Consider the following 24,501-nt stretch of genomic DNA (forward strand, 5'->3'; position numbering starts at 1 on the left):
TTTCACCGGTACAGGACCGTCGAGGAGTTCAGGGAGTCGGCCGTGGCCAGGCCGCCGAATTCGGCGTAGACGCCGGCCGGGCTGTCGGTCGCGCGCGAGGTCATCAAGAAGCTGCCGACCGCCAGCACCGTGGCCGTGCCGCCGGCGCTCACCGGGCAGGCCAGCAGCGGGATGTTGAGGATGCGCCGCCCCACCACCTTGGGATAGGTGGACGGGCTGGGATTTTGCTTGAACACGCCGGTCGCCCGGTACGGGACCAGCGGATCGGTCGGAAAGATGGCGGTCGCTTCGACCTGCTCGCTGGCGACCGGATACAGGACCGGCCAGGCGCTCTTGGGGAAGGTGGCGCCGGGCGTGCCCGGCGTGGCCGCGTTGTAGCGCTGCGGTTTGGCAAAAGCCCACAAGGGACCGTAGCTGACCGGGTTGGTGGCGGGGCTGGCGCCGTTGACCTCGGCAATGGTCTTGCGCTCGCCGGCGCCGACGACCTGCAGGGCGCTGGCGGGAATCGTGGCCGGGTTGGGGCTGGCGGCCGCCATGCGCATCCAGTAGGTCGCGACCGTGTATTCCTTGATGTTGGTATCGGCCGGGGCCGCGACCGAGTTGCAGGTCGAGGGGCCGCCCAGGGTGCCGAAGCGCGAATTGAGCTCGGCCGCGAGCGAGGAGGGAAAGCCTTCCCGCACGTAGATGCTGGCGCCGTTCGGCAGGAACGGCAGCGCCAGGGTGCCGCTGCACACCATCGGACGCAAGGTAGCGAGGCCGCGGTGCGCCGCGTTCTCCACCGCCGGCGGAAAATCGATGGGATTGACCTGGTAGTTCAGCGCGGCGGCGCCGCCCGGATTCAGATTGAGCAGGTTGTAACTGACCCCGCGCCGGAAGCCATGCTCGACGATCTCCTCGTAACCGGGCGCATTCGCACGCACCGTTTTGGCCTGGTTGTTCATGGCGCAGATGGCCAGCGGCGTAATCTGGACCGCGCTGCGCCCAGCCACCGCGCGCACGCCGACCTTCAGGATGGTGAATGTGCGGTCGATGACGCCGGCGAACACGGCCTTTACTTCGCCCAAGCCCTCCAACGCACTGGTATCGATGCGGGCGTAACGCATCGTGGCGGCATTGGCCGCAGTGACGGCGCCGGCCGGCAGCCAGATGCCACCAAGCTCTGGGCTGTCGCTAAAGCTCAGGGCGGCCGGATGCCAGCTCATGGCGTGCGTCAGCGCGTAGGTGCTGGCATTGACGATCTGCGCCGCGCGCGTATCGGCGTTGGCGATGCCGGCCACGGTGCCGTCCAGCGCGCGCGCCGCCGCCAGCGCGGCCGCATCGGCCGCCGCCTGCAGGTCGGTGCGGCGCATATAGGCCATCGACAGGTCGATCGCCATGCCGCCCAGGTAGACCAGCGGCATCATCAGCAGGGCGAACACGACCGCGTAAGCGCCGCGCTGGCGCCGGTGCCGGCAAGCCGCAAGGCGCATCTCTGTCATTTTGCGCCCCCGCCGATGGCCAGCGGCGCCAGCGCGGCGGGCGCGGCGGCCGAGTGCTGGTAGCGCTCCTGGGCGGCGGCCGCCGTCTTGCCGTCCAGGCCGGTCACGGGACGGGTGTTGCGCACGGCCGCCGGGTCGATCACCTGGGCCGCCAGTGTGCTGCGCACGGCCTGGCCGAAGCGCGCGTCCAAGCGAGGCGTGCTGGAGCAAGCGCCCAGCCCGACCGTCAATGCCAGCAAGCCGGCGATGCTACCGATGCGTGTATTCATGGCGCTCTCCTATTTCAGTTCAAAACCGCTGTGCGCGGGGACGACGGGCGCCGCGACCGGGGGCCGGGCCTGCTCGCCTTCCAGGCGCGAACCGAGCAGCATCTGGGTGCGCGAGGGCGGCGCCAGGCCATCGGTCGGCAGGGTGTAGTTCGACGGCAGGGGCTTGACCAGGTGGGCCGTCACGACAAACACCAGTTCAGTGCGGTCTTCCTGAAAATCGGTGCTGCGAAACAGCGCGCCGAGCACCGGCACTTCGCCCAGCAGCGGCAAGCCCTTGCGGTTGGTGATCAGGTTGTTCTTGATCAGGCCGCCGATGGCGAAGCTCTGGCCGTCGTACAGCTGCAAGGTGGTGCTGGCGCGCCGCCTGGTGATCAGGGGCAGCACCGCGGCGCCGGAAAAACCGGCGGCGGATACGCCGATGCCTTCGCGCGAGACTTCCGACACTTCCGGCGCCACCTTGAGGTTGATGCGCCCGCCGGCCAGCACGGTCGGGGTGAAGCGCAGGCCGACCCCGAATTCCTTTTCTTCCAGGGTGACCTTGTTGTTGTCCTGGGCCACCGGGATGAAGATGCTGCCGCCGGCCAGGAAACTGCCTTCCTGGCCGCTGACGGCCATCACGTTCGGTTCGGCCAGGATGCGTACGATGCCATCCTGTTTTTGCGCTTCCAGGTTGAGGCCCTTGCCGCTGCGCCGGTGCACGCCGAGCGCGCCCTGGGCATTGCCGGTGATGAAATTGGCCAGCAGGGTGGTGGCCCAGCTGCCCGAGCCGAAGCCCCAGGTGACGCCCCCTTCCAGCCGTTCGAGCAGGCTTTTCGAGACTTCGGCGATCTTCACTTCGAGCATCACTTGCTGGGGCGCGCCGACCGCCAGCAGGTTGATCACGCGCATCGCCGGTGCTCCCGCACCGGCCCCGGCAGGGCCGCCCGCGCCGCCCTTGGTGGCGGCCGCGCCACCGGTGGCCGGATCGCCGCCCTGCTGCGCCAGCGTGCGCAGCGGCCGGCTGACGAAGGCGGTCGCCAGTTCGACCGCGCGCAGCACGGCGGCGCCATCGGCCACGGTGCCGCTCAGCACCAGCGAATCGGCGGCGCTGTGCACGCGGATATCCTTCTCTTCCGGCATCAGGGCCGCCAGGCTCGCTTGCAGCCCGGCCGGGTCCATGCCGACCACGATGTCGACGATGCTGCAAGCGCCGCTCTTGCCCTGCACGATCATATTGGTGGTGCCGACATCGACCCCGAGCAGGTACAGGGTGTCGGGCGCGACCAGCATGGCTTGCACCACGGCGGCGTTGCCGATACTGCGGTTGCGCACCGGTTCGGGCAGGCGCAGCAGGTTCGATTTGCCCACCAGCAGCGTCATATTGCCGGGACGCGCCGCTTCTCCGCTGCAGCGCGGGCCGCTGTCGGCGCGCTCGGACTGGGGCTGGGCTTCCTTGGCGGCGGCGGCTTGGGCGCCGTTGCCGGCCAGCGCCAGCAGTACGCCGAGCACGGCGGCGGCAGTGCCGGTCGGTTTGCCTGGTTTGATGCATCTGTTCATGTCGGCCATCCTGTAAGGTGATTGCTCGAAAATCAAAAACATTCTTGTGACGTGGTCACGCCGTTCAAGACGCTGACGCAGTCGCGTTTGACGTGCGCCACCACCTGGGCGGGGCGCGCGGCGGCCCGCGAGACCGCGCGCGGCTTGGCCGGCGGCGCCCCTTTGGCGGCGGGCACGGGCAGCGGCGTGGTGGCGGCGGCCAGCGTGTCGAGCAAGCTGGCCTTGGTGGCCCCGGCCGTCTGCGGCGAGCCGGGATCGACCTGGTTGCGCAGCGCCAGCGACAAGGTGCCGACCCCGCGCGCCAGGTCGAGCTCCTCGGCCTGTTCCGGCGTGACTTCGAGCGTGACGGCATTGACCACTTTCGGCTTGGTTTCGTCGCGGCTCACTTCCTGGGCCACCGCCAGCACCAGGATGCGTTCGAGCACGATCTTGGAAATGTGCAAGGCATTACGCTGCTGTCTGGCCTGCTCGTCCGGGTCGCGCTCGGTGTGCACGATGATGTCGACGTAATTGCCCGGCAGCGCGAAGCCGGCCACGCCGATGACATCGTTGACGCGCACCGTGATGGCGCGCTTGCCTTCGCTGATCAGGGCCGACAGGCCGCCCAGGGTGCCGGCCGGGGCCAGCTTGGCTTCGGTCAGCGGCTCGCCCTTGAGGACGTTGGTCTTGAGCACCCGGTCGCTCAGCTTGAGGCTATCCTTGAAGGCATCCTTGGGCATGGTCGCGGTGGGCCAGTCGACCAGGCGCAGCATGTCGGGCGAAATGCGCTGGCCGCGGCTGATGTCGCCGGTGGCGACGATGACGCGGCTGGCGGCGTTGCCCGGTTGCCCGAGCAGCCAGAGCGAGGCCAGGATGACGGCGCCGATCCCCAGCAGGACCGCGACGCCCATGGTCAGCAATGCGCGTTTATTTTTCATGAGATCCTCTCGTACAAGGTGGTGCCGTTATCGGCTGGAAAAGACATCGGCGGATGGGACGGGGCGCTGGCCGGCGTGCCCGGCCCCAGCGACATGCTGTGCCAGGCTTGCTCGATGGCCGCCGCGCTCAGGCGTGCCGTGGTGCCGGCGAAGGCGGCGAAATCGTTGAGCCGCCCGAGCAGCTCGGCCGGATAGCTGGCCAGCAGCGGCCGTCCGCTGGCGCGGTGCAGGCGTCCAATCAGGTAATCGAGCACGGCTTCGTCGCAGGCCAGCGCATGCTGGTGGCACTGGCGCCGGAACAGGGTGGCGTAGGCCGCTTCGGACAGCGGGCCGACCAGGATCTTGTAGCCGATGCGGCGCAGGAAAGCGTCGTCCAGCAGCAGGTTCGGGGCCAGGTTGGTGGCCAGCACCAGGGTGACGTCGAACGGCACCGCGATCTTGCAGCCGCCCTCGATGGTGAGCTGGTCGCTGCCGCTGTCGAGCGGGGCGTTGAAGCGGTTGAGCAATTCTTCGCTGGGAATGCGCTGGCGGCCCAGGTCGTCGATCACCAGGACGCCGTTATTGGCCATGAAGTGCGGCGGCGCGCGGTACACGCCGCTGGCCTGGTCCAGGCGCAGGTCGAGCATTTCGTAGCCCAGCTCGGCGCCGACCTGCACCACCGGGCGCTGGCACAGGGTCCAGCGCGCGTCCGGCTTGCGCCGCTCTTCGCTCTGGCGCAGGTTCAGGGGCGAGGCCGGCACGTGCAGGGCCGGGTCGTGGAACTGGATGATATGGCCCTCGGCCAGGATCGCATGCGGAATGGCCACCAGCCCGCTCTGGAGCTGGCCCAGCTTGCGCGCCAGGGTGGTCTTGCCGCTGCCGGACGGGCCGTGCAGCAGCAACGGGCGGCGCGACTGCAGCGCCGCGCCGAGCAAATCGCGTACATTGGGATCGAGCACGTCGTCGGCAAAAGCGGCGGCCATCTCGGCCATGCCGATCTGCGCGCCCTTGCCGTGCCGGCTGGACTGGCGCTCGGCCAGGTCGCGGTAAGCCTGCAGGGTGACCGGCGCCGGCCCCACATAGCGGCAGCGCGCCAGGAACTCGGCCGCGCGCAGGCGCCCGCCGTCGGTGAGCTGGTAGTGGACGTCGAGATCGGAGTCACCACGCCCCGCCACTTCGGCCAGGTGGTCGGCCTGCATGGTGTCCAGCACTTCGCGCAAGACATTGATCGACAGCTTGAGCTTGCCGGTAAGGACAGGCAGGTGGATCTTGCCGATCGAATACATCGCCTTGGCCACCAGTTCGATCACGAGTCCCATGTCGAGGCCGGTGTCGCGCACGCAGCGCGGCTGCGGCGGCGCGCTGTTGATGCCGTAGTCGGAAGGAGGAGTACGCACCCGCAGGCTGCTGGGCGGAAGCGCTCCGGGCGGGGCGGTGTAACTCATGTCGGTTCCTCAAAGTGCTGGTGGCGTTTCCAAAAGGCACAATTTATTTTAGCCACGCCGTCCTTGGCCGGCTTGATAAACAGCAAGCTCTGACCGCACGGAAACTTACAGCCAGGGCTGTGCCAGAGTAAAAAAAGTGCCGGCGGCGATGGCGACGGCGTATGGCATATTTCCCACACTGGGGGTCGGCATCGGTTCGGCCGCGACCGGCAGGCCGCCAATACGCAGAAACAGGGGGCGCAGCAGCGATATCAGATTGGCGCAGGTATCGCGCAGGCGCCCGCTGGCGAGAATGAGCAGCAGCGCCATGACGCCGCCGGCGCAAAAGGCTGCCAGCGCAATCTGCAGGGCCAGGACGGGACCGGTGAAGGCACCCACGGTGGCCATCAGCTTGACGTCGCCGGCGGCCATGCCGCGCAGGCAGTACAGAGGCAGGAACAGCAGCAGGCCGGCGGCGAAACCGGCCAGGCCCGTGCTGAGCAGCGCGAGCGGCGTCCCGGAACACAGATGCAGGATGGCGGCACAGGCCAGGCCGGCGGCCAGCAGGCGGTTGGGAATGCGGCGCGAAGCCAGGTCGCTGGCGGCGGCGGCGAGCAGCAAAGCAATCAGCACAAGGTGGAGGAGAGTCAAGGCAGGCATGGGCTACTCACGTAAAAATGCCCCCCGGAACAGGGCCCTGTCGCGGGAGGCGTGGTGCAGCGAACGACGGCTCAGGTGGGGCCCGGGACGCCTTACGTTTGCAGGCCAGTGACAACCCGAGCGAACAAGGACTTCAGCTCGTCCTGTACCGATTTCAACGACGAGACGATCGCAACTGCAATCAGGGCGGCGATCAGGCCGTACTCGATGGCGGTGGCGCCGTCTTCGTCGTTGATAAAGGCTTGCACTGCGGTGGTGATGGTGCTCATGGTGACCTCCGGTTGGTTAAGAACTGCCAACTTCTGGCATGGGTTCGGCCTTGCTGCTGCCTTGCCTTGAAGTACCTTACTGCTGTACCTCAATTTTTCCGCCATTGGGTCCACTATAGGCAGGTGAGGAATCGACGATTTGACTTCACGCAACTTTCCTTCAAGGCACTAATTTTGCTATCATGGAAACTGTCGATATACGACAAGATGGCGAAAAAGTTGCTGTGCGGTGAGCCGCAAGACGCCGCACAACGGTAGAATCGGGTGAGCGCGAGCGTTAATGCACGACAATTGCCGATCAGGCAACACCGCGGGCCGGGCACGATATGTCAAGCGGAACGCGCCCGGCGATCAGGTACACTAGGCTGTGCCAATGTCGATGGACATCGATTCTTCCGCTACGTGGTAGTTGTTTGATTTACATTTCCGAGAACGACATGGATTCCCTTCTTAAACACATGGTGGACATGACTGGCCACCGCGACCACACGATGCTCGACATCTCGGTGATCTCGGCGGTTCAGGAACTGGCACGGGCGTCGCAGACGCGCGTGCTGACCATCATGCATGTGCGCGGGGAACAGTATGTGCGCGTGCGCGCCAGCATCTGCGCTGGTGGCCTCGCTAAAATGGAAGAGCCTGCCGATGCGAATGCCCTGGGCGAGCCGATCGCCAGTTTCCCGGCCCTGGCCGCCTGCATCGCCAACAATGAAACGAGCGCCGAGAGCCTGTCGGCCGATGGCAAGCGCACCTTGTGGCTGCCGATCTGGATCGGCGAAAAGGCCGACACCTGCCTCGAAATCCTGCATCCGACCCCGTACACGAGCGATACCATCCACGTCATCGGCGGCATTGTCAGCGTGTACCGCAACTTCCAGAACCTGCTCGACTACAGCGAACGCGATTCGCTCACAGGCCTGCTCAACCGCAAGACCTTCGACGACCAGCTGGCCAAGATGCTGCACGTCACCGCCGAGCAAGAGTCGCTGGAACCGGGCGTGCAAGAGCGGCGCCAGCATTCGGAAGCGGAAAAGCAATGGCTGGCGGTGGTCGACGTCGACCATTTCAAGCTGGTCAACGACAAATTCGGCCATCTGTACGGCGATGAAGTGCTGATCCTGATCGCCAACCTGCTGCAATCGTCGTTCCGCTCGCAAGACCGGGTCTTCCGTTTCGGCGGCGAAGAGTTCGTGGTGCTGCTGCGTTCGACCACGCTCGACAATGCACAAAAAATCATCGACCGCTTCCGCACGAATGTCGAATCGCATGATTTCCCCCAGGTGGGGCAGGTCACGGTGAGTGTCGGCTTCGTCAGCATCAGCCCGTACGAGTCGCCGGTGATCATTCTCGGGCGTGCCGACCAGGCGCTGTACTACGCCAAGAGCCACGGACGCAACCAGGCGTGCCACTACGACCAGCTGGTGTCGGGCGGGCTGCTGCAAGCGGTGGCCTCGAACGATACGGCCGAGTTCTTCTAGCGACAAGCCGCGCTGCGGATGTTTACCCGACGCTGATGAAGCGCATCGGGTCGACATTCCACTTGTGCGGCGACTCGGGGCGGACAATCTTGTCGCCGCCGCCGAAACCCAGCGGGCGCGACAAATCCACCGTCTCCGGCTTGATATACCCATTGTGTTTGGTGTTGAAAAACACATTCACCTTGGGCGCGAGCAGATTGGTTTCGTGCGGTGCGATCACCACCGCCAGCCGCCCCGATTCCAGCATCACCATGGTTCCCACCGGATAAATCCCCACGCAGCGCATGAATTCCTGCGCATACGTGGGATGAAAGTGGAACTTGCTCCACTCATAAATCTTGCGCAGCGCTTCGGCCGCCGAGATGCCCTTGTGATAGCAGCGGTCGGCCGTGATGGCGTCGTACACATCGACGATGGCCGCCATCTGCGCCAGCTCGCTGATGGCGCCCTCGCCCTGCTGGTCCGGATAGCCGCTGGCATCGCGCCGCTCGTGGTGATGCAGGGTGATATCGAGCGCAATCGGGCCGACATCGGGCGACTTGACCAGGATATCGTAGCCGTCGCGCGGGTGCTTCCTGACGATGGCAAACTCCTCGTCCGTCAGCCGCCCCGGCTTGTTGAGGATATGGTCCGGCACCAGCGCCTTGCCGGTATCGTGCAGCAGCCCGCCCAGGCCAGCCTGGTGGGTGGTGTGGGCATCCATCCCGCGCGAGCGGCAAAACGCCACCAGCAGGGTGCACACGCTGACCGAATGCAAAAAGGTGTAGTCATCCTTGGTTTTGATGCGCAGCAGGCCCATCAGCGCGGCGGGATTGCGCAGGATCGATTCGGTGATGTTCTGCACCACCGGCGACACGTTGTCGAGTTCGATGGCCTTGCCCAGCCGCGCATCCTGCATCACGGTGCGCACCAGGCCGGTCGCCTGGTGGCGGATCACGGCGGCGCGCTTGAGTTCCTCGGCCAGGCTGGTGCGCGTGACGATCACCGGCGGCGCGGCGATGGCCACCAGCGCCTCTTCGGTGCGCTGGCGGGTTTCGTCGAGCGTGGGTGCATGGTCGACGTCGAGCCCCTTGCTGCAATCGATCACCACGTCGTGGATGCCGGCATCGATCATCTTGCGGATTTCCTCGTCGCTGGCCAGCATGAAACGGTTGCGCACGAACGGATGCGTCATCCAGTCGCAGCTCAGGTCATGGATGTACATGCCGGGCTTGAGGTGGGAAGCATCGACTTTCTTGAGCATTTTTCTGTCCGCCTGTGGTGTAATCTCGCGCAATTGCGGCGACCACGACAGTATAACGTCAATATTTCCCTAATGCATCTATACTTGCCGAAACCCACCAGCCCACTCACCACCCCGGACCATCATGGAATTACGCCAGCTGCGCTACTACGTCGCCATTGTCGATCACGGCTCGCTATCGCGCGCGGCGCTGGTGCTGCACGTGGCCCAGCCGGCCCTGACCCAGCAATTGCGCCAGCTCGAAGACGATCTCGGCGCGCAACTGCTGCACCGCTCGGCCCAGGGCGTACTCACCACCGACGCCGGCAAGGTGTTTTACGAGCATGCGCTGGCCATTCTCAAGCAGGTGGGAGATGCCCGTTCGGCCGTGACCCAGTCAACCACCAGGCCTTCCGGCAGTGTCACGCTGGGGCTGCCGCACAGCATCTCGGGCGCCCTGGCCCTACCCTTGCTGATGGCGGCGCGCAACACCTATCCGGAAATCACCCTCCAGCTCACTGAAGAGTTATCCGGCAATCTGAACGAACAGCTGAAGTCGGGCCGGATCAACCTGGCGGTGCTGTTCGACGATGGCCAGCTGGGGGCCTTCGCCAGCAGCGCGCTGGTGGAGGAAGAGCTGAGTTTCATCTGCCGCTCCGGATCGGCTTTCAGCCCGCCGGGCGAGCAGGTGGCGCTGGCCGACGCGCTGGCCACCACCCTGATCTTGCCGGCCCAGCAGCAAGGAGTGCGTCCGCGCATCGAGAACGTGGCGCGCGCGGCCGGCCTGCACCTGTCGAACGTGATCGAAATCAACTCGATCGCCATCCTCAAGTCGGCGATCCTGGCCGACATGGGCGCCACCATCCTGCCGGTGGCCCCGCTGCTGGCCGACATCGAACGCGGCGCCATGCTGGCCCGGGCTATCCACAGCCCGGCGCTGGCGCGCACGGTGACCCTGTGCGCCTCGCGCAATATCCCCCTGACCAACGCGGCCGCCGCGGTCAAGCGCCTGGTGCACCAGGTGACCGAAGAACTGTGCGCCGGCGGCGCCTGGCCGGGCGCGCGCCTGCTCAAATAAGTAGCAGCTACACCGAGCCATCACTTTTTCTTATACCCCCATCCCGAAACCGTATTTCCCCTGCGCGCGTGAAGGTCATACACTCCACGCCAACGGCGATCCATACCGGATAGTCTTGTAAAATCACGCTGTAAAACAAGCCGCATTAAAGCGGCACCCTACTCCGTCACCAAGGCGCCTACCCGGCGCCGTCCTGGCGGGGCAACATCCCGAATACCATTTTGGAGACTCACCATGCCAGATACCCCGGCAACGGCGCCTGCCCCGCAGGACGTCGCTTCACGCCTGACCACGGTCACCCTCGACGACAAATACACGGCGACCACGGGCAATATTTTCCTGTCCGGTATCCAGGCGCTGGTGCGCCTCCCGATGATGCAGCGCGAACGCGACCAGGCCGCCGGCCTGAACACGGCCGGCTTCATCTCCGGCTACCGCGGCTCGCCGCTGGGCGGCCTCGATGAAAACCTGTGGAAAGCCAAGGCCCACCTCGAAGCGCACCACGTGAAATTCGTGCCGGGCGTGAACGAAGACCTGGCCGCGACCGCCGTGTGGGGCTCGCAGACGGTCGACCTGATCGGCCCGGCCAAGTACGACGGCGTGTTCGCCATGTGGTACGGCAAAGGCCCGGGCGTGGACCGCTGCGGTGACGTCTTCAAGCACATGAACCACGCCGGCACGTCCAAGCACGGCGGCGTGCTGCTGGTGGCCGGCGACGACCATGGCGCCTATTCCTCGACCCTGCCGCACCAGTCGGACCACATCTTCTCGGCTTGCATGGTGCCGGTGCTGTACCCATGCAATGTGCAGGAATACCTGGACCTGGGCGTGCACGGCTGGGCCATGTCGCGTTTTTCCGGCTGCACGGTGGCCTTCAAGGCGCTGGCCGACACGGTCGAATCGAGCGCCTCGGTCGACGCCAACCCGTTCCGCGTGCAAGTCAAGCTTCCGCAAGACTTCGTGATGCCCGAAGGCGGCCTGAATACGCGCCTCTCGTCCGATCCGCTCGGCCTGCAGGCGCGCAAGCAGGAAGCGCTGATGCAGGACTATAAAATCTACGCCGCGCTGGCCTATGCGCGCGAGAACAAGCTCAATCACACCACCATCGACAGCGCCAACGCCAAACTGGGCATCATCGCGTCCGGCAAATCGTACCTCGACGTGCTCGAAGCGCTGGAAGAACTGGGCATCGACGAGAAAATGGCGGCCGACGTCGGCCTGCGCCTGTTCAAGGTCGCCATGCCATGGCCGCTGGAGCCGGACAGCGTGCGCGAATTCGCGCAGGGGCTCGACGAAATCCTGGTGGTCGAAGAAAAGCGCCAGATCGTCGAATACCAGCTCAAGGAGCAGCTCTACAACTGGCGCGACGATGTGCGCCCGAAAGTGATCGGCAAGTTCGACGAAAAAGGCGAATGGGTCGCCCCGCGCGGCGAATGGCTGCTCACTTCCAAGGCCGATTTCTCGGTCTCGCAAGTGGCGCGCGTGATCGCCTCGCGCATCTCGCGCCTGATTACCGATGCCCGCACCTGTGACCTGATCAAGGCGCGCCTGACCTTCTTGGACGCCAAGGATGCGGTGCTGCGCAAGGCCATCAACACGCCGTTCCGCCCCGCGTTCTACTGCTCAGGATGCCCGCACAACACCTCGACCAAGGTCCCGGACGGCAGCTTTGCGCTGGCCGGCATCGGCTGCCACGTGATGGCCACCGCGATCTATCCGGGCATGAACAAGCTGACCACCCACATGGGCGGCGAAGGCGCGCCGTGGATCGGCCAGCAGGCGTTTTCCGAAGTACCGCACGTGTTCCAGAACCTGGGCGACGGCACCTACTTCCACTCCGGTTACCTGGCGATCCGCGCGGCGGTGGCGGCCAAGGTCAACATGACCTACAAGATTCTCTACAACGATGCGGTGGCAATGACGGGCGGCCAGCCGGTCGACGGCCAGACCTCGGTGCCGATGATCGCGCAGCAGATGGCGGCCGAAGGCATCAAGCGCATTGCGCTGGTCACCGAAGATTTGTCGCGCTACAGCGACCGCTCCTCGCTGCCGTCCATCGTCAGCCTGCACGACCGCAAGGAGATGGATGCGGTGCAGCGCGAACTGCGCGAGGTCGAAGGCGTATCGGTGCTGATCTACGACCAGACCTGCGCGGCCGAAAAACGCCGCCGCCGCAAAAAGGGCGAGTTCCCCGACCCGAACAAGCGCATGGTCATCAACGATGCCGTGTGCGAAGGCTGCGGCGACTGCGGCGTGCAGTCGAACTGCGTCTCGATCCTGCCGAAGGAAACCGAATTCGGCCGCAAGCGCACCATCGACCAGTCGTCCTGCAACAAGGACTACTCGTGCGTGAAAGGCTTTTGCCCGAGTTTCGTCACCGTCGAAGGCGGCACGCTCAAGAAGACCAAGACCGGCGTCACCAAGAATAACGTGGACGATGGCTTCGGGCCGCTGCCGGAACCGGTTTTACCGAGTATCGACCAGCCGTACAACATCCTGATCAACGGCATCGGCGGCACCGGCGTGATTACCGTCGGCGCGCTGATGGGCATGGCCGCCCACCTCGAAGGCAAGGGCGCATCGGTGCTGGACATGACCGGCATGTCGCAGAAAAACGGTTCGGTCACCTCGCACGTGAAGGTGGCGCGTTCGCCCGACCATCTGCGCGCGCAGCGCATCGCCACCGGCGAGGCGGACCTGATCCTCGGCTGCGACATGCTGACCGCCGGCGCGCAGGACGCGATTTCCAAGATGCGTCCGGGCCGCACCATGGCCGTGATCAACCTGCACGAGCAGCCACCAGGCACCTTCGCGCAGAATGCCGACTGGGAGTATCCAGCGGCGGAAGTGCGCGCGCTGATCATGGAATCGGTCGGTGCGCCGGCCATTGACGCGGCTGACTTTATCGACGCGACAAAATTAGCCACCGCGCTGATGGGCGACTCGATCGCCGCCAACCTGTTCATGATGGGTTATGCGTGGCAGAAGGGCCGCATTCCGCTGACCGAGGCGTCGCTGCTGCGCGCCATCGAGTTGAATGGCGTGGGCGTGGAGCCGAACAAGAAGAGCTTCCTGTGGGGCCGCCGCGCCGCCGTGGACCTGAAGCGCGTGGAAAAAGTGGCTACGCCAACCCAGGCCATCGTGGTGCAGATGCCGCAAAGCCTGGAAAATGTCATCAAGAAGCGCGTCGAGTTCCTGACCGAGTACCAGGATGGCGCTTACGCGGCGATCTACGAGCAGCTGGTGGCCAAGGTGCGGGCGGCGGAAACGGCGCAGTCACTGGGCAACCGGCTGTCGACGGCCGTGGCCAAGTACTACTTCAAGCTGATGGCGTACAAGGACGAATATGAAGTGGCGCGCCTGTACACCGATGGCCGGTTTGTCGAGCAGCTCAAGTCGCAGTTCGAGGGCGATTTCTCGGTCAAGTTCAACCTGGCGCCGCCGATGTTCGCCAAGAAGGACGCCAAGGGACATCTGGTGAAGGCGGAGTTTGGATCGTGGATTTGGAAGGCGTTTGCGCTGCTGGCCAAGTTCAAGGGCCTGCGCGGTGGGGCGTTCGATATTTTCGGGCGCACCGAAGAACGCAAGATGGAGCGCGCGCTGATTGTGGAGTATCGCCAGATGATCGAAGGTTTGGTCGCCGGGCTCAATGCGGACAATCATGCGACTGCGGTGGAACTGGCCAACCTGCCGGAGCAGATTCGCGGGTATGGACATGTGAAGGAAAAGGCAGTGGCGCAGTTCCGCGTGGAGAAGGCGCGGCTGCTGGGGGATGGGGCGCACAAGCACGCGGCCTAAGAAATCTCCTGTCGTTTCTACCATTGGCAGAAACGAAGCCCCGCGAGGGCGCTAGCTCCCTTCGCTCGCGCCAGCTCCGTCGTTCCCGCCTTCGCGGGGACGACGGGAGTCGCTTGACGTTTACGTAAACGTCATATACCTTACAAGAACGATATCGCAAGGATCATCATGAACGACCTGACTCCCGCCGCCAAACTGAATCTCCCCGAACAGCCGAAACTGGCCAACAAAGTCCGCTTCGTCACCGCCGCCTCGCTGTTCGACGGCCACGACGCATCGATCAACATCATGCGCCGCATCCTGCAATCGAACGGCGTCGAAGTAGTCCACCTGGGCCACAACCGCTCGGTCGACGAAGTCGTCACCGCGGCGCTGGCCGAAGATGTGCAAGGCATTGCCATCTCCAGCTACCAGGGTGGCCACGTCGAATACTTCAAGTACATGATCGACCTGCTCAAGGAACGCGGCGGCGCCCACATCAAGGTGTTCGGCGGCGGCGGCGGCGTGATCGTCCCCGACGAAATCGCGGACCTGCATGCCTATGGCGTGACCCGCATCTTCAGCCCGGAAGACGGCCAGCGCATGGGTTTAGTCGGCATGATCCAGTCGATGATCCAGACCTGCGACATCGACCTGTCCACCTATTCCCCGACCACGCTGGCGCCCCTGCAGCAGGGCGACGTGGCGTCGCGCCACCGCCCGTTGGCGCAGCTGATCACCGCACTCGAAAACGAGAAGGCCACGCCCGAACTGCGCAAGGCTATCGTCGACGCGGCCGAAGGCCTGCACGTGCCGACACTGGGCATCACCGGCACCGGCGGCGCCGGCAAATCGTCGCTGACCGATGAACTGATCCGCCGCATCCGCCTCGACCAGAACGATGCGCTGAACATCGCGATCATCTCGATCGACCCGTCGCGCCGCAAATCGGGCGGCGCGCTGCTGGGCGACCGCATTCGCATGAACGCGATCAATCCTTGGAACGGCCAGGCACGTGTGTTCATGCGCTCCCTGGCCACGCGCGAAGCCGGTTCCGAAATCTCGCAGGCCCTGCCCGACGTGATCGCCGCCTGCAAGGTGGCCGGTTTTGACCTGGTGATCGTCGAAACGTCCGGCATCGGCCAGGGCGACGCCGCCATCGTGCCGCACGTGGACGTGTCGATGTACGTGATGACGCCGGAATTCGGCGCCGCGTCGCAGCTCGAAAAAATCGACATGCTGGACTTTGCCGACTTCATCGCGATTAACAAATTCGACCGCAAAGGCTCGCTCGACGCCCTGCGCGACGTCGCCAAGCAGTACCAGCGCAACCGCGAAATGTGGAGCAAGCGTCCGGAAGAAATGCCGGTGTACGGCACCCAGGCGTCGCGCTTCAATGACGATGGCGTGACCGCGCTATACCACGGCCTGCTGCCGAAACTGGGCGAATTCGGCCTGCATATCACGCCGGGCAAGCTGCCACAGACCGACATCCGCCATTCGAGCGGCAAGCACGTGATCGTGCCGCCGGCACGCGCGCGCTACCTCGCCGAAATCTCCGACACCGTGCGCGGCTACCACAAGAACGCATCGAAGCAGGTCAAACTGGCACGCGAGCGCCAGCAACTGACGGAAGCCAAACGGATGCTGGCGCTGGCATCGAAGAGCGCCGATTTCGACGAGCTGATTACGGAGCGCGACAACGCCCTCGACGCCACCGCCAAGAAGCTGCTGGCGATGTGGCCCGAGATGCAAGCCGCGTACGCGGGCGACGACTACGTGGTCAAGATCCGCGACAAGGAAATCCGCACGCGTCTCATTCAACATACCCTGTCCGGCACCAAGATCCGCAAGGTGGCGCTGCCGCGCTATGAAGACCACGGCGAAGTGCTGCGCTTCCTGATGCTGGAAAACGTGCCGGGTTCGTTCCCGTTCACGGCCGGCGTGTTCGCGTTCAAGCGCGAGGGCGAAGACCCGACCCGCATGTTCGCTGGCGAAGGCGATTCGTTCCGCACCAACCGCCGCTTCAAGCTGGTATCGGAAGGCATGGACGCCAAGCGCCTGTCGACTGCGTTCGACTCGGTGACCCTGTACGGCGCCGATCCGGCGCTGCGTCCAGACATTTACGGCAAGGTCGGCAACTCGGGCGTGTCCATCGCCACGCTGGACGACATGAAGGTGCTGTACGACGGCTTTAACCTGTGCAGCCCGAGCACCTCGGTATCGATGACGATCAACGGCCCGGCACCGACCATCCTGGCGATGTTCATGAACACCGCCATCGACCAGCAGATCGACAAGTTCGTGGTCGAGAACAAGCGCCAGCCGACCGATGACGAAGCCGCAAAAATCCGCGCCTGGGTGCTGCAGAACGTGCGCGGCACGGTGCAGGCCGACATTCTCAAGGAAGACCAGGGCCAGAACACCTGCATCTTCTCGACCGAGTTTTCGCTGAAAGTCATGGGCGACATCCAGGAGTATTTCGTGCATCACCAGGTGCGCAATTTCTACTCGGTGTCGATCTCGGGCTACCACATCGCCGAAGCGGGCGCGAACCCGATTTCGCAGCTGGCGTTTACGCTCTCGAACGGCTTCACGTTCGTGGAAGCGTACCTGGCACGCGGCATGCACATCGACGATTTTGCGCCGAACCTGTCGTTCTTCTTCAGTAACGGCATGGACCCGGAATACACGGTGCTCGGCCGCGTGGCGCGCCGCCTGTGGGCGGTGGCGATGCGCGACAAGTACGGCGCCAATGACCGCAGCCAGAAACTCAAGTACCACATCCAGACCTCGGGCCGCTCGCTGCACGCGCAGGAAATCGACTTCAACGATATCCGCACCACCTTGCAGGCGCTGATCGCGATCTACGACAACTGCAACAGCCTGCACACCAACGCGTACGACGAGGCGATCACCACGCCGACCGACGAATCGGTACGGCGCGCGCTGGCGATCCAGCTGATCATCAACCGCGAATGGGGCCTGGCCAAGAACGAGAATCCGAACCAGGGTTCGTTCATCATCGAGGAACTGACTGACCTGGTCGAGGAAGCGGTGCTGCAGGAGTTCGAACGCATCGCCGAACGTGGCGGCGTGTTGGGTGCCATGGAAACCGGCTACCAGCGCGGCAAGATCCAGGAAGAGTCGATGCTGTACGAGCACCAGAAGCATGACGGCACGCTACCGATCATCGGCGTGAACACCTTCCGTAATCCGAAGGCGAACGACACGCCGCAAAAGATCGAACTGGCGCGGTCGACGGACGAGGAAAAGCAGTCGCAGTTGACGCGCCTGGACGACTTCCATCGCCGCAACGCCGAGCAGGCGCCACAGGTGCTGGCGGCATTGCAGCAGGCAGCCATCGACAATGCGAACGTGTTCGAGAAGCTGATGGAAGCGGTGCGGGTTTGCTCGCTGGGGCAGATTACGACGGCGCTGTTCGAGGTGGGTGGGCAGTACAGAAGGAATATGTAAGCCTGGGTCGTTTCTGCCATCGGCAGGAACGGCCCAAGTCATCAGGGAAGCATACCTCGGACCAATTGAGCGTATGCTTCGCCTTCTGGCAAATAAATATCCGTTTTGATCGCGCGCTTGCTCGACACCACCTCACGCTGTTCTTTCGGGTTGTATCCGCGCTTCTCGTCGTCCACCCAGTAAAACGCGGTCCCGCGCAACTGCCACTTTGGCAGCGTGTAGAAATCGATGCCACGGCTGGCCAGCAGCGCCACTTTGTCCTCAAGGGTGCGGCCCTCGATCTGCGCCGCCGCAGCGCCCTTCGCCACGCCCTCTTTCCTCAGCATCCAGTAGCAGTGCGCGTTCAAGCCATTCCTGTGCGCGTCTTCATTACGCCAACGGAAATAATCGACAACGGTCTTGCGGTCCGGCAGCTCGCAAATCCGGCAATCGAAGGCCGCCAGCTCGCCCAGCATCAGGCTGAATTTGGCCGATGCCTCACCGGCCAGGATCGAGTTGTACTTGCGCACCTTTCGCCCGTAAGCATTGATGTCCAGGTCGAACAACAGCGAAATTTCATCGCTTTCGCTGTAACCGTATGTCACCTTGAAACCGCAGTTCATCAAGTGCCGCGTGGTGTCGGCCATCAGTTCGCGGAATCGCACGTCGAACGGCGCATTGAAGCTGACCTTCTCCTTGGTCAGCTTGGTAAAGCTGCGGCCATCGATGCGCGCCACCATGTACACGCCCTGCTCCACGCAGCGGTCGTTGGCGGTCTCGTAGACGCGCATCATCGCGTCAAGTTCGTCAAATTTCATGCCACGCCTTTACAATGAATTGGTCGTCAATGATATCGACGTAGTGTATCTCGTCGAAGCCCTCCCCCATGGTGGGAAGTTCGATTCTCTTGTGCGTGTCGAAAATGCCGACGTCCGGAATCAGGGCGGCGCCGCTGCGGCCACGGTTCCAGGCGAGCGAGCGCTCCAGGTCAATCCGGAAGTAGACGCAGATGATCCTGAACTTGCTGCCCTTGAGAACATCGATGTACTTCGCACGCACGTCCCGGGTGGGATTGGTGTTGTCGACCACGAAGGGCATGCCGGTTTCGAGGCAAATTTCAACCAGCTTTTTCTCGCGGTATTTGGTTTTCAGCAGGTCGTTGCTGATACGCAGATGCGTGTTGAAATAGTTGTTTTTGTAAAAGGTCGACTTGCCGCTGGCTTGCAGTCCGACAAAAATGATGGCTTCCAATTGTTCTCTTTCATGTTTCAGCGCGTTGGCAGCGAATCGAGGAAGGCGGCGCCAGCCCCTTTCAGCCGTGCTTCGGATCTGCTGACGTGCACCGCAGTTAGTACATGCCTGGCGAAGCTGCCGACAATGGCGGCGACCAGCCAAAAAAGACCAGCCATCGAACCGATCAGCAGGCTTTCCTCGATAACCGCGGCAACCAGCGTTGCGATGCCGAGCCCAAGAATGGCAAGCGAGATATGATTAATGCAAAGGCGCCGGCGCCGATGACGGTCACACAGGCCAATGGCCACCTTGGTGGACTCTTGCAACGCAGCGGCCATTACGATATGCACAATGAAGTTGATCGATATCAATGGGTCCCATGTAGGATCGTGGCAGGAAAACCTTTGTGGCTTGCCCATCTGCGCTGACGCATTGCACTTGACGCAGCGCGCAGGCAAAGATGCACCGGCAGGGACGACAAGCAGATTGCCATCGCGCCAACAGCCCGTTGCCGGGCTCATTGGAGCCTCCACTTGCGGCAAAGCGTAAGGGGTTGGGGAAGTCTCTTTCACAGCAGCTTTCATGCAACGCTTCAACTTGCGATATTACTCGAGAAATATACCAGCGAAGCTTGAACTTGCTGCCTATAAAAATCGATAGTCCTCTTGCTGCGTCAGTACTCCGGTAGCGAATCCAGAAAGGCTGAACCGCATCCTTTCAAGCGGATTTCATGCTCCGTAATGCGCACCGGTTGCAGCAGGCGTGGGCCGGTAACAGCAAGCACGGTGCTAATCAACAGCAACACACCTGCGGGGAATGCCAGCCAGAGCTTGCTCAGTCCAAAAGCGCCAAACAAAGCGATCATGCCGAGCGCGCCGAGGACATGCGCGCCAACGGAACTATTGCGGCGCCGGCGGCGATGCTCATCGCACAGGCCCAACACAACGACCGCCCTTTTCCTAACGAAAAGGCACACCACCATATATACAACTAGTGGAATCAAGGCATACCAGCCGGGATGGTGCCACATAAAGGCGCGCGGACTGTCCATCGTGGCCGGCTTGTTGCACTTGACACAGCGCGGCGGCAAATGGGCGGGCACGGAAGCGATCAGGATGTTTCCCTCACGCCAGCATGGTCCTTCTTCAAGCGGGTTTTGTGCGCTGAAGATGGGCTCGAAAGATGCTTTTGGCGCTTCGTAGGGGTTGGAAAGGATCGGTGTCACGACGTTCTCGGAGAATCGTTGAGGAGGCAATGTGAACTCAGCGTTCGGGAAGCGAGTCGAGAAAGGCGGGGCCGCAGCCTTTCAAGCGGATTTCGTGCTGGGTGATGCTGACCACACGCAAGGTACGCTGACCGCCGATGGCAAGCAAGAGGCCGCCCAGCATGAGCAGGCAAGCAAGCCATCCCAGCAAAGGATTGACGCTCCCGGTCGCGTTGAACAGCGCGACGATGCCGAGCGCGAAAAGGCCATACGCGGCCAGCGACACATTGCGGCGGCGGCGGCGGTGTTCGTCGCACAGGCCAATCACGAGGGTCGCCCTTTTTCGGACAAACATGCTGGCCGTGATGTACACCAGTATCGGAATCAGCAGATACCAGCCTGGATGATGCCAGGAAAAGGAACGCGGCTTGTCCATGATCGCCGACTTGTTGCACTTGACGCAGCGCGGCGGCAGGTGCTCGCGTCTGGACGCGACCAGGATGCCGCCATCGCGCCAGCATCGGTTGGTCGCCACGCCGTCATTGAAGGAAGCCTTCGGCGCAGCATACGGGTTGGGGGACATCGGTGTCACTACGCACTCCGGGAACGGTTGAGAATGCAATTTTAGTCAGGCCAAGTGACTATAGGAAACTATTTTGCTTGCCGCTGTTGTTATCCGGGCGGCCAGGCGATGGCCTCGAACAGGCGCTGCAGACGCTGTCCGCGCTGGGGATTGACCATTGTCACATAAGCGACCTTGCCCGCGAGGTAAGCGCGAAAGTCAGGGCGATGGTCGCGGTTCTGCGCCTGCGGCCCGTGGCGGGCGCAGTTGGTTAGCGTGGCCTTGAGCAGATCGAATTCGGTACGCGCGATGTTGGGATGGCGGTTGACGACGATGCCGGTGACCTGTTGACGGGTCCCGGCGCGCATCAGGCGCGTCTTGCGCGTGTTGATGGCAAAGCCTTCTTCGATGGCGATGGCGCCCACTTGCGCGTGGAAACTCTCCATGGCGCGTTCCAGTTCGCGCGCGCCGGAGAATACCAGATCGTCCGCGTAGCGGCTGTAGCGCGCGCCGAGCGATTGCGCCAGGGCGTCGAGGCGCACATCGAGCCGCCAGGCGCAGGCGTTGGCCAGTGCCGGCGAACAGGGCGAACCTTGCGGCAGGTGCGGCGCGCGCAGTGCCTGGCGCCGGGTCCAGGTGAGTGCGTCGTCGCCGGCGGGTGTGCGCAGCACGCCGGCCGGCACGCGGTTGACGCACAGGCGCGCCAGCACGCGCGCCACGGTCTGGGAATACCCCAGCTTCGCAAACAGCGCATGAATGCGCGAGGCCGGAATGCTGGAGAAAAAATCCTTGAGGTCCATGCGGATCACCACCCGCTGTCCGCTGTGCAGGGCCGCATGGGTGACGCAGGAATGCCCGCGCCGGAAGCCATGTGCGGCGGGATGCGCAGGCACGCGGTCGAGCAGTTCGCGCAAGATGGTGGCCTGCATGGCGCGCAGGCGCGGCTTGGGGATTTCGATCAGACGCACGCCGCCGCTGCGCTTGGGCACCCAGCGGTAGTGGTAGTGCTCCAGTTGCGCGTCCGGCATGGGTTCGCGGCGCCACTGGTCGGCGAACCACCCAAGTTCGTCGGGGCGCAGCCGCAGCCAGTGCGCCAGGTCGCCCACGGAGGGCAGCGGCGGCAGCGCGAGCACGGCCAGCCAGTCGGGGGGCGGCGGGACCAGCGGCAGGTCGAGGCAGTAATGCTTGATGTGCGGCGCCGGTCCCTCGCCCTCCCACGCCTCGTGAAACTCCTCCAGCTCAAAAATGATCTGCGCCAGTTCATCGCGGCTGAAATAGTAAAAGTGTTCGGCGGTGCGCGCGTGGATTTGCTCGCACAGCGCCGGTATCCATGGCCACGGATGGCCCAACGCCCACGTCGCGCTGGCGATCAAGCCGGCGAGGGTTGCGTCGCGCGCCAGCATGGTGTCGGCGAGCGCCAGGGCGACGGCGTCTTTGGGAATCATGGGTTGTCAGCTTTAAGGGGGGCGGAGAGCCTTCAACCAGTCTGGTGAAGCTTGAGTTGTGGTGCGCGTCAGCGCACCGGCACTCATGCGGTGAATTGCACAGCAATGAATATCCCACGGGGTAGCCCCGTAGAGGCTTGTCCCTGCACGAGGCAAGAACACGCCGGCTTGAAGGATCCGCCCGCGTAGAGAGTAAGACAATTTTGCATGAACGTCAATGCGGCTGCCGCACCGCTATCAGCCGATGCAGCGCCCGACAGTGGCACCGGGCAGCAGCACCGGCTGCCACAAGACCTGCAACTGCGCCGGCGGCATGCCCGCCACCAGCGCCGACAGCATTTCGGTCATCTTGGCGCCGGCCTCGTTGGGGCCCGGCTGGTCGATGGTGGTGACGTTCGATCCCACCAGACTGTCCTCGATGCTGCCCCAGACGATGACGGACATGTCCTTGCCGATCTCGATGCCGGCATCAAGCAGCGCGCGCACCGCGCCCACGCCGGAGAGGTGATTGTCGACGATGACGGCGGTCGGGCGCGGCGAGCGGGCCAGCAGCTCCTGCATGGCCTGATAACCGGTGCGGCGGTCGAGCGTATTGTCGACCAGGTGACGCGGATCGACGGCCAGTCCCGCCGCCTGCATGCAGGCGATGAAGCTGTTCTTGCGCTGGCACGCGAAATTGAGTTCGAGCGGCGCGCTCACCAGCGCGATGCGGCTGTGGCCATGTTCAATCAGGTGCGCGCACGCCAGCCCGATGCCGGCCTCGTTGTCGTAGTCGAACCAGGCGTATGGCTGCTTGAGTTCCGTGCGGCCGTGCGCCACGAACGGAAAACCCTTCTTCACCAGATAGGCAATGCGCTCGTCGTGGACCAGCGTGCGGCTGACCACCAGGCCATCGACGCGGCGCCCGCGCACCATCTGCTCGTACGACGGCAGTTCGTTTTGCGGCGACACCGGCGCGATGATCAGGTTCATCTTGCTCTTTTCAAGCGCGGCCGACATGCCGCCCACCACGCCCAAAAACATCGGGTCACCCAGGTCGCTCGGCAGCAGCGGATAGATGATGCCGAAGACATTGGTGCGCCCCACCGCCAGGCTGCGCGCCATCGGATTGGCTTCGTAGCCGGCTTCCTTGGCGGCGGCCAGCACGCGCTCGCGCGTGTGCACATTGACTTCGGGGTAGCCGTTCAGGGCACGGCTGACGGTGGTCTTTGAAATCCCGAGCGTACGGGCCAGGCTCTTGAGATTCATGGTCGAACTTCGTTGGGCGATGTCGTAAAGACTGCGATTATAGCAACAGGGTCACGCGGCACGATCGACCTGCCGTTTAAAGAAGTACAAGGTGATCAGCACCAGCGTGATTGGCACCAGCGTCAGGTAGAACGCGAAGTGGCCGCTGAAATTGCCGAACACGTAGCCGGTGATGAAAGAGCCGGTGGTGCCGCCCAGCGCCGAAAAAATCACCAGCAGCCCGGTCATCGACGAGTGCTGGTGCGGCGGCAGGGAACTGAGCATGACCGAATTGATGCCCGGGTAAATCGGCGCCATGAACAGGCCAATCAGCGGGAACAGGAAGGTCGCCAGCGGCGCGCTGGACCAGGTGATGTTGGGGTCGGCCACCACGTCGTGCGTGAGCGGGAGCGCCAGCAGCACCATGGCGGCCATGCCGATCACGCAGATGTTCATCACCGGGTACCAGTTCATCTTGCGCATCACAACACCGGCGGACAGGCGCCCGATGGCGAGGCAGGCGGCGAAGATGCTGGTCACCTGCACGCTCATGGCTGCCGGCAGCTTGAGGATTTCATTGTTGAAGGTCGGCAGCCAGGTGCCCACGCTTTGTTCGATCAGCACGTACAGGAAGGCGGTCATGACGAACACGCATACCAGCGGCTTGAAAAACAGCTTGAGCATGGCGGTAAAGTCGTCCCAGCGGCTGCGCCCCGCGGGCAGCTGCGCGCTGCCTTCCTCGAACGTGGTGGACAGCACCAGCACGAACGTGACAGCACACAGCGCGGCCAGCACCCAGTACACCTGCAGCCAGCTGCGCGAAGCAGGGTCGGACGAATCGATGAAGTAGCCGAAGATCCAGTACGCGCTCAACACGCCGACCATGAACACGCCTTCCAGGGTATTCATGATGCCGGCGTGGTGGCGGCGGTCGCGCGCGATCAGGCCCAGGGTCGAATACACCGACACCTTGACCAGCGCGAACGCCACGCCCACGCACAGGAACAGCAGCTTGGCGGTCCAGAAGGCGGGTACCAGCGGCATGGCGATGCTGGCGGCGGTGACCAGCGCCAGGGCTGCGAGCATGGCGTTCTTGTAGCCGATGCGGGGCAGGAAGGACGCCACCAGGAACGACACGACCGCGATCGGCAAGTCCTTGAACGCTTCCAGGATGCTGGCGCTCGATTTGCTCACGCCGTAGTTGCCGATGACCTGGAGGATGACCGTGCCGACGCTGTTAAGCAGGATCGCAAAGACGAAGTAAATCAGAAAAAGGGCTAACATGAT

Annotated in this window: 20 protein-coding genes; 4 read left to right on the forward strand and 16 right to left on the reverse strand. The window is 63.7% G+C overall.

Annotated elements, in window-relative coordinates; translation table 11 throughout:
- Nucleotides 1–2: 2 nt before the first annotated feature.
- The 7 genes from F2P44_RS01250 to F2P44_RS01280 all read right to left on the reverse strand — a co-directional run bounded on the left by F2P44_RS01250 (nt 3) and on the right by F2P44_RS01280 (nt 6,532).
- The gene (locus tag F2P44_RS01250; RefSeq protein ID WP_167084279.1) at nt 3–1,478 is read right to left on the reverse strand and encodes a pilus assembly protein TadG-related protein; all 1,476 of its coding nucleotides are present in this window, start codon (nt 1,476–1,478) and stop codon (nt 3–5) included.
- Nucleotides 1,475–1,747, reverse strand: coding sequence for a hypothetical protein (locus tag F2P44_RS01255; RefSeq protein WP_167084280.1), 273 nt, complete (start codon nt 1,745–1,747; stop codon nt 1,475–1,477). The genes F2P44_RS01250 and F2P44_RS01255 overlap by 4 nt, the downstream gene beginning before the upstream one ends.
- Nucleotides 1,748–1,756: 9 nt before the next feature.
- A complete protein-coding gene (locus F2P44_RS01260; protein WP_167084282.1) occupies nt 1,757–3,283 on the reverse strand; it encodes a type II and III secretion system protein family protein in 1,527 nt (508 codons plus the stop codon).
- 32 nt (nt 3,284–3,315) lie between these two features.
- Nucleotides 3,316–4,200 (reverse strand): Flp pilus assembly protein CpaB, encoded by an 885-nt coding sequence (cpaB, locus tag F2P44_RS01265; protein WP_167084284.1) that lies wholly within the window; start codon nt 4,198–4,200, stop codon nt 3,316–3,318.
- The gene (locus F2P44_RS01270) at nt 4,197–5,624 is read right to left on the reverse strand and encodes a DUF8689 domain-containing protein (RefSeq protein WP_167084285.1); all 1,428 of its coding nucleotides are present in this window, start codon (nt 5,622–5,624) and stop codon (nt 4,197–4,199) included. Before F2P44_RS01270 ends, cpaB begins: the two co-directional genes overlap by 4 nt.
- A 105-nt stretch (nt 5,625–5,729) precedes the next feature.
- Nucleotides 5,730–6,263, reverse strand: coding sequence for a prepilin peptidase (locus F2P44_RS01275; protein WP_167084287.1), 534 nt, complete (start codon nt 6,261–6,263; stop codon nt 5,730–5,732).
- A 92-nt stretch (nt 6,264–6,355) separates the two neighbouring features.
- A complete protein-coding gene (locus tag F2P44_RS01280; RefSeq protein ID WP_167084289.1) occupies nt 6,356–6,532 on the reverse strand; it encodes a Flp family type IVb pilin in 177 nt (58 codons plus the stop codon).
- Nucleotides 6,533–6,969: 437 nt separating this feature from the next.
- Here F2P44_RS01280 and F2P44_RS01285 point away from each other — a divergent pair, with 437 nt between their 5' ends.
- A complete protein-coding gene (locus F2P44_RS01285; RefSeq protein ID WP_167084291.1) occupies nt 6,970–8,010 on the forward strand; it encodes a GGDEF domain-containing protein in 1,041 nt (346 codons plus the stop codon).
- Between the two features lie 22 nt (nt 8,011–8,032).
- Here F2P44_RS01285 and F2P44_RS01290 read toward each other — a convergent pair whose 3' ends face one another.
- Complete coding sequence (locus tag F2P44_RS01290; RefSeq protein WP_167084292.1) at nt 8,033–9,253, reverse strand: HD-GYP domain-containing protein; 1,221 nt, start codon at nt 9,251–9,253, stop codon at nt 8,033–8,035.
- A 124-nt stretch (nt 9,254–9,377) separates the two neighbouring features.
- Here F2P44_RS01290 and F2P44_RS01295 point away from each other — a divergent pair, with 124 nt between their 5' ends.
- The 3 genes from F2P44_RS01295 to icmF all read left to right on the forward strand — a co-directional run bounded on the left by F2P44_RS01295 (nt 9,378) and on the right by icmF (nt 17,564).
- On the forward strand, nt 9,378–10,310 hold the full coding sequence (locus tag F2P44_RS01295; protein WP_167084294.1) for a LysR substrate-binding domain-containing protein: 933 nt from the start codon (nt 9,378–9,380) through the stop codon (nt 10,308–10,310).
- A 234-nt stretch (nt 10,311–10,544) separates the two neighbouring features.
- Nucleotides 10,545–14,108 carry an indolepyruvate ferredoxin oxidoreductase family protein gene (locus tag F2P44_RS01300; protein WP_167084296.1) on the forward strand — a complete coding sequence of 1,188 codons (3,564 nt, stop codon included), beginning with the start codon at nt 10,545–10,547 and terminating at the stop codon, nt 14,106–14,108.
- Between the two features lie 168 nt (nt 14,109–14,276).
- Nucleotides 14,277–17,564 (forward strand): fused isobutyryl-CoA mutase/GTPase IcmF, encoded by a 3,288-nt coding sequence (gene icmF / locus F2P44_RS01305; RefSeq protein WP_167084298.1) that lies wholly within the window; start codon nt 14,277–14,279, stop codon nt 17,562–17,564.
- Nucleotides 17,565–17,605: 41 nt separating this feature from the next.
- On the opposite strand, the gene F2P44_RS01310 is transcribed toward icmF, so the two are convergent.
- The 8 genes from F2P44_RS01310 to F2P44_RS01345 form a co-directional block, all read right to left on the reverse strand.
- On the reverse strand, nt 17,606–18,361 hold the full coding sequence (locus F2P44_RS01310) for a tRNA(His) guanylyltransferase Thg1 family protein (protein ID WP_167084300.1): 756 nt from the start codon (nt 18,359–18,361) through the stop codon (nt 17,606–17,608).
- Nucleotides 18,351–18,794, reverse strand: a complete 444-nt coding sequence (locus tag F2P44_RS01315; protein ID WP_167084302.1) for an ATP-binding protein — start codon at nt 18,792–18,794, stop codon at nt 18,351–18,353. Before F2P44_RS01315 ends, F2P44_RS01310 begins: the two co-directional genes overlap by 11 nt.
- 17 nt (nt 18,795–18,811) lie before the next feature.
- Entirely contained in the window at nt 18,812–19,360 is a 549-nt protein-coding gene (locus tag F2P44_RS01320; protein ID WP_167084303.1) for a hypothetical protein, read from the reverse strand.
- 89 nt (nt 19,361–19,449) lie between these two features.
- A complete protein-coding gene (locus F2P44_RS01325) occupies nt 19,450–20,001 on the reverse strand; it encodes a hypothetical protein (protein WP_167084305.1) in 552 nt (183 codons plus the stop codon).
- 37 nt (nt 20,002–20,038) lie between these two features.
- Nucleotides 20,039–20,572: a hypothetical protein gene (locus tag F2P44_RS01330; RefSeq protein WP_167084307.1), complete on the reverse strand. Its 534-nt coding sequence runs from the start codon at nt 20,570–20,572 to the stop codon at nt 20,039–20,041.
- A gap of 80 nt (nt 20,573–20,652) precedes the next feature.
- A complete protein-coding gene (locus F2P44_RS01335) occupies nt 20,653–21,987 on the reverse strand; it encodes a reverse transcriptase family protein (RefSeq protein WP_167084309.1) in 1,335 nt (444 codons plus the stop codon).
- A 237-nt stretch (nt 21,988–22,224) separates the two neighbouring features.
- A complete protein-coding gene (locus F2P44_RS01340) occupies nt 22,225–23,235 on the reverse strand; it encodes a substrate-binding domain-containing protein (protein WP_167084311.1) in 1,011 nt (336 codons plus the stop codon).
- A gap of 51 nt (nt 23,236–23,286) precedes the next feature.
- Nucleotides 23,287–24,498, reverse strand: coding sequence for an MFS transporter (locus F2P44_RS01345; protein ID WP_187363200.1), 1,212 nt, complete (start codon nt 24,496–24,498; stop codon nt 23,287–23,289).
- Between the last annotated feature and the right edge of the window lie 3 nt (nt 24,499–24,501).

The sequence above is a fragment of the Massilia frigida genome (genome assembly GCF_011682175.1).
Taxonomy (GTDB): Bacteria; Pseudomonadota; Gammaproteobacteria; order Burkholderiales; family Burkholderiaceae_D; genus Telluria_A; species Telluria_A frigida.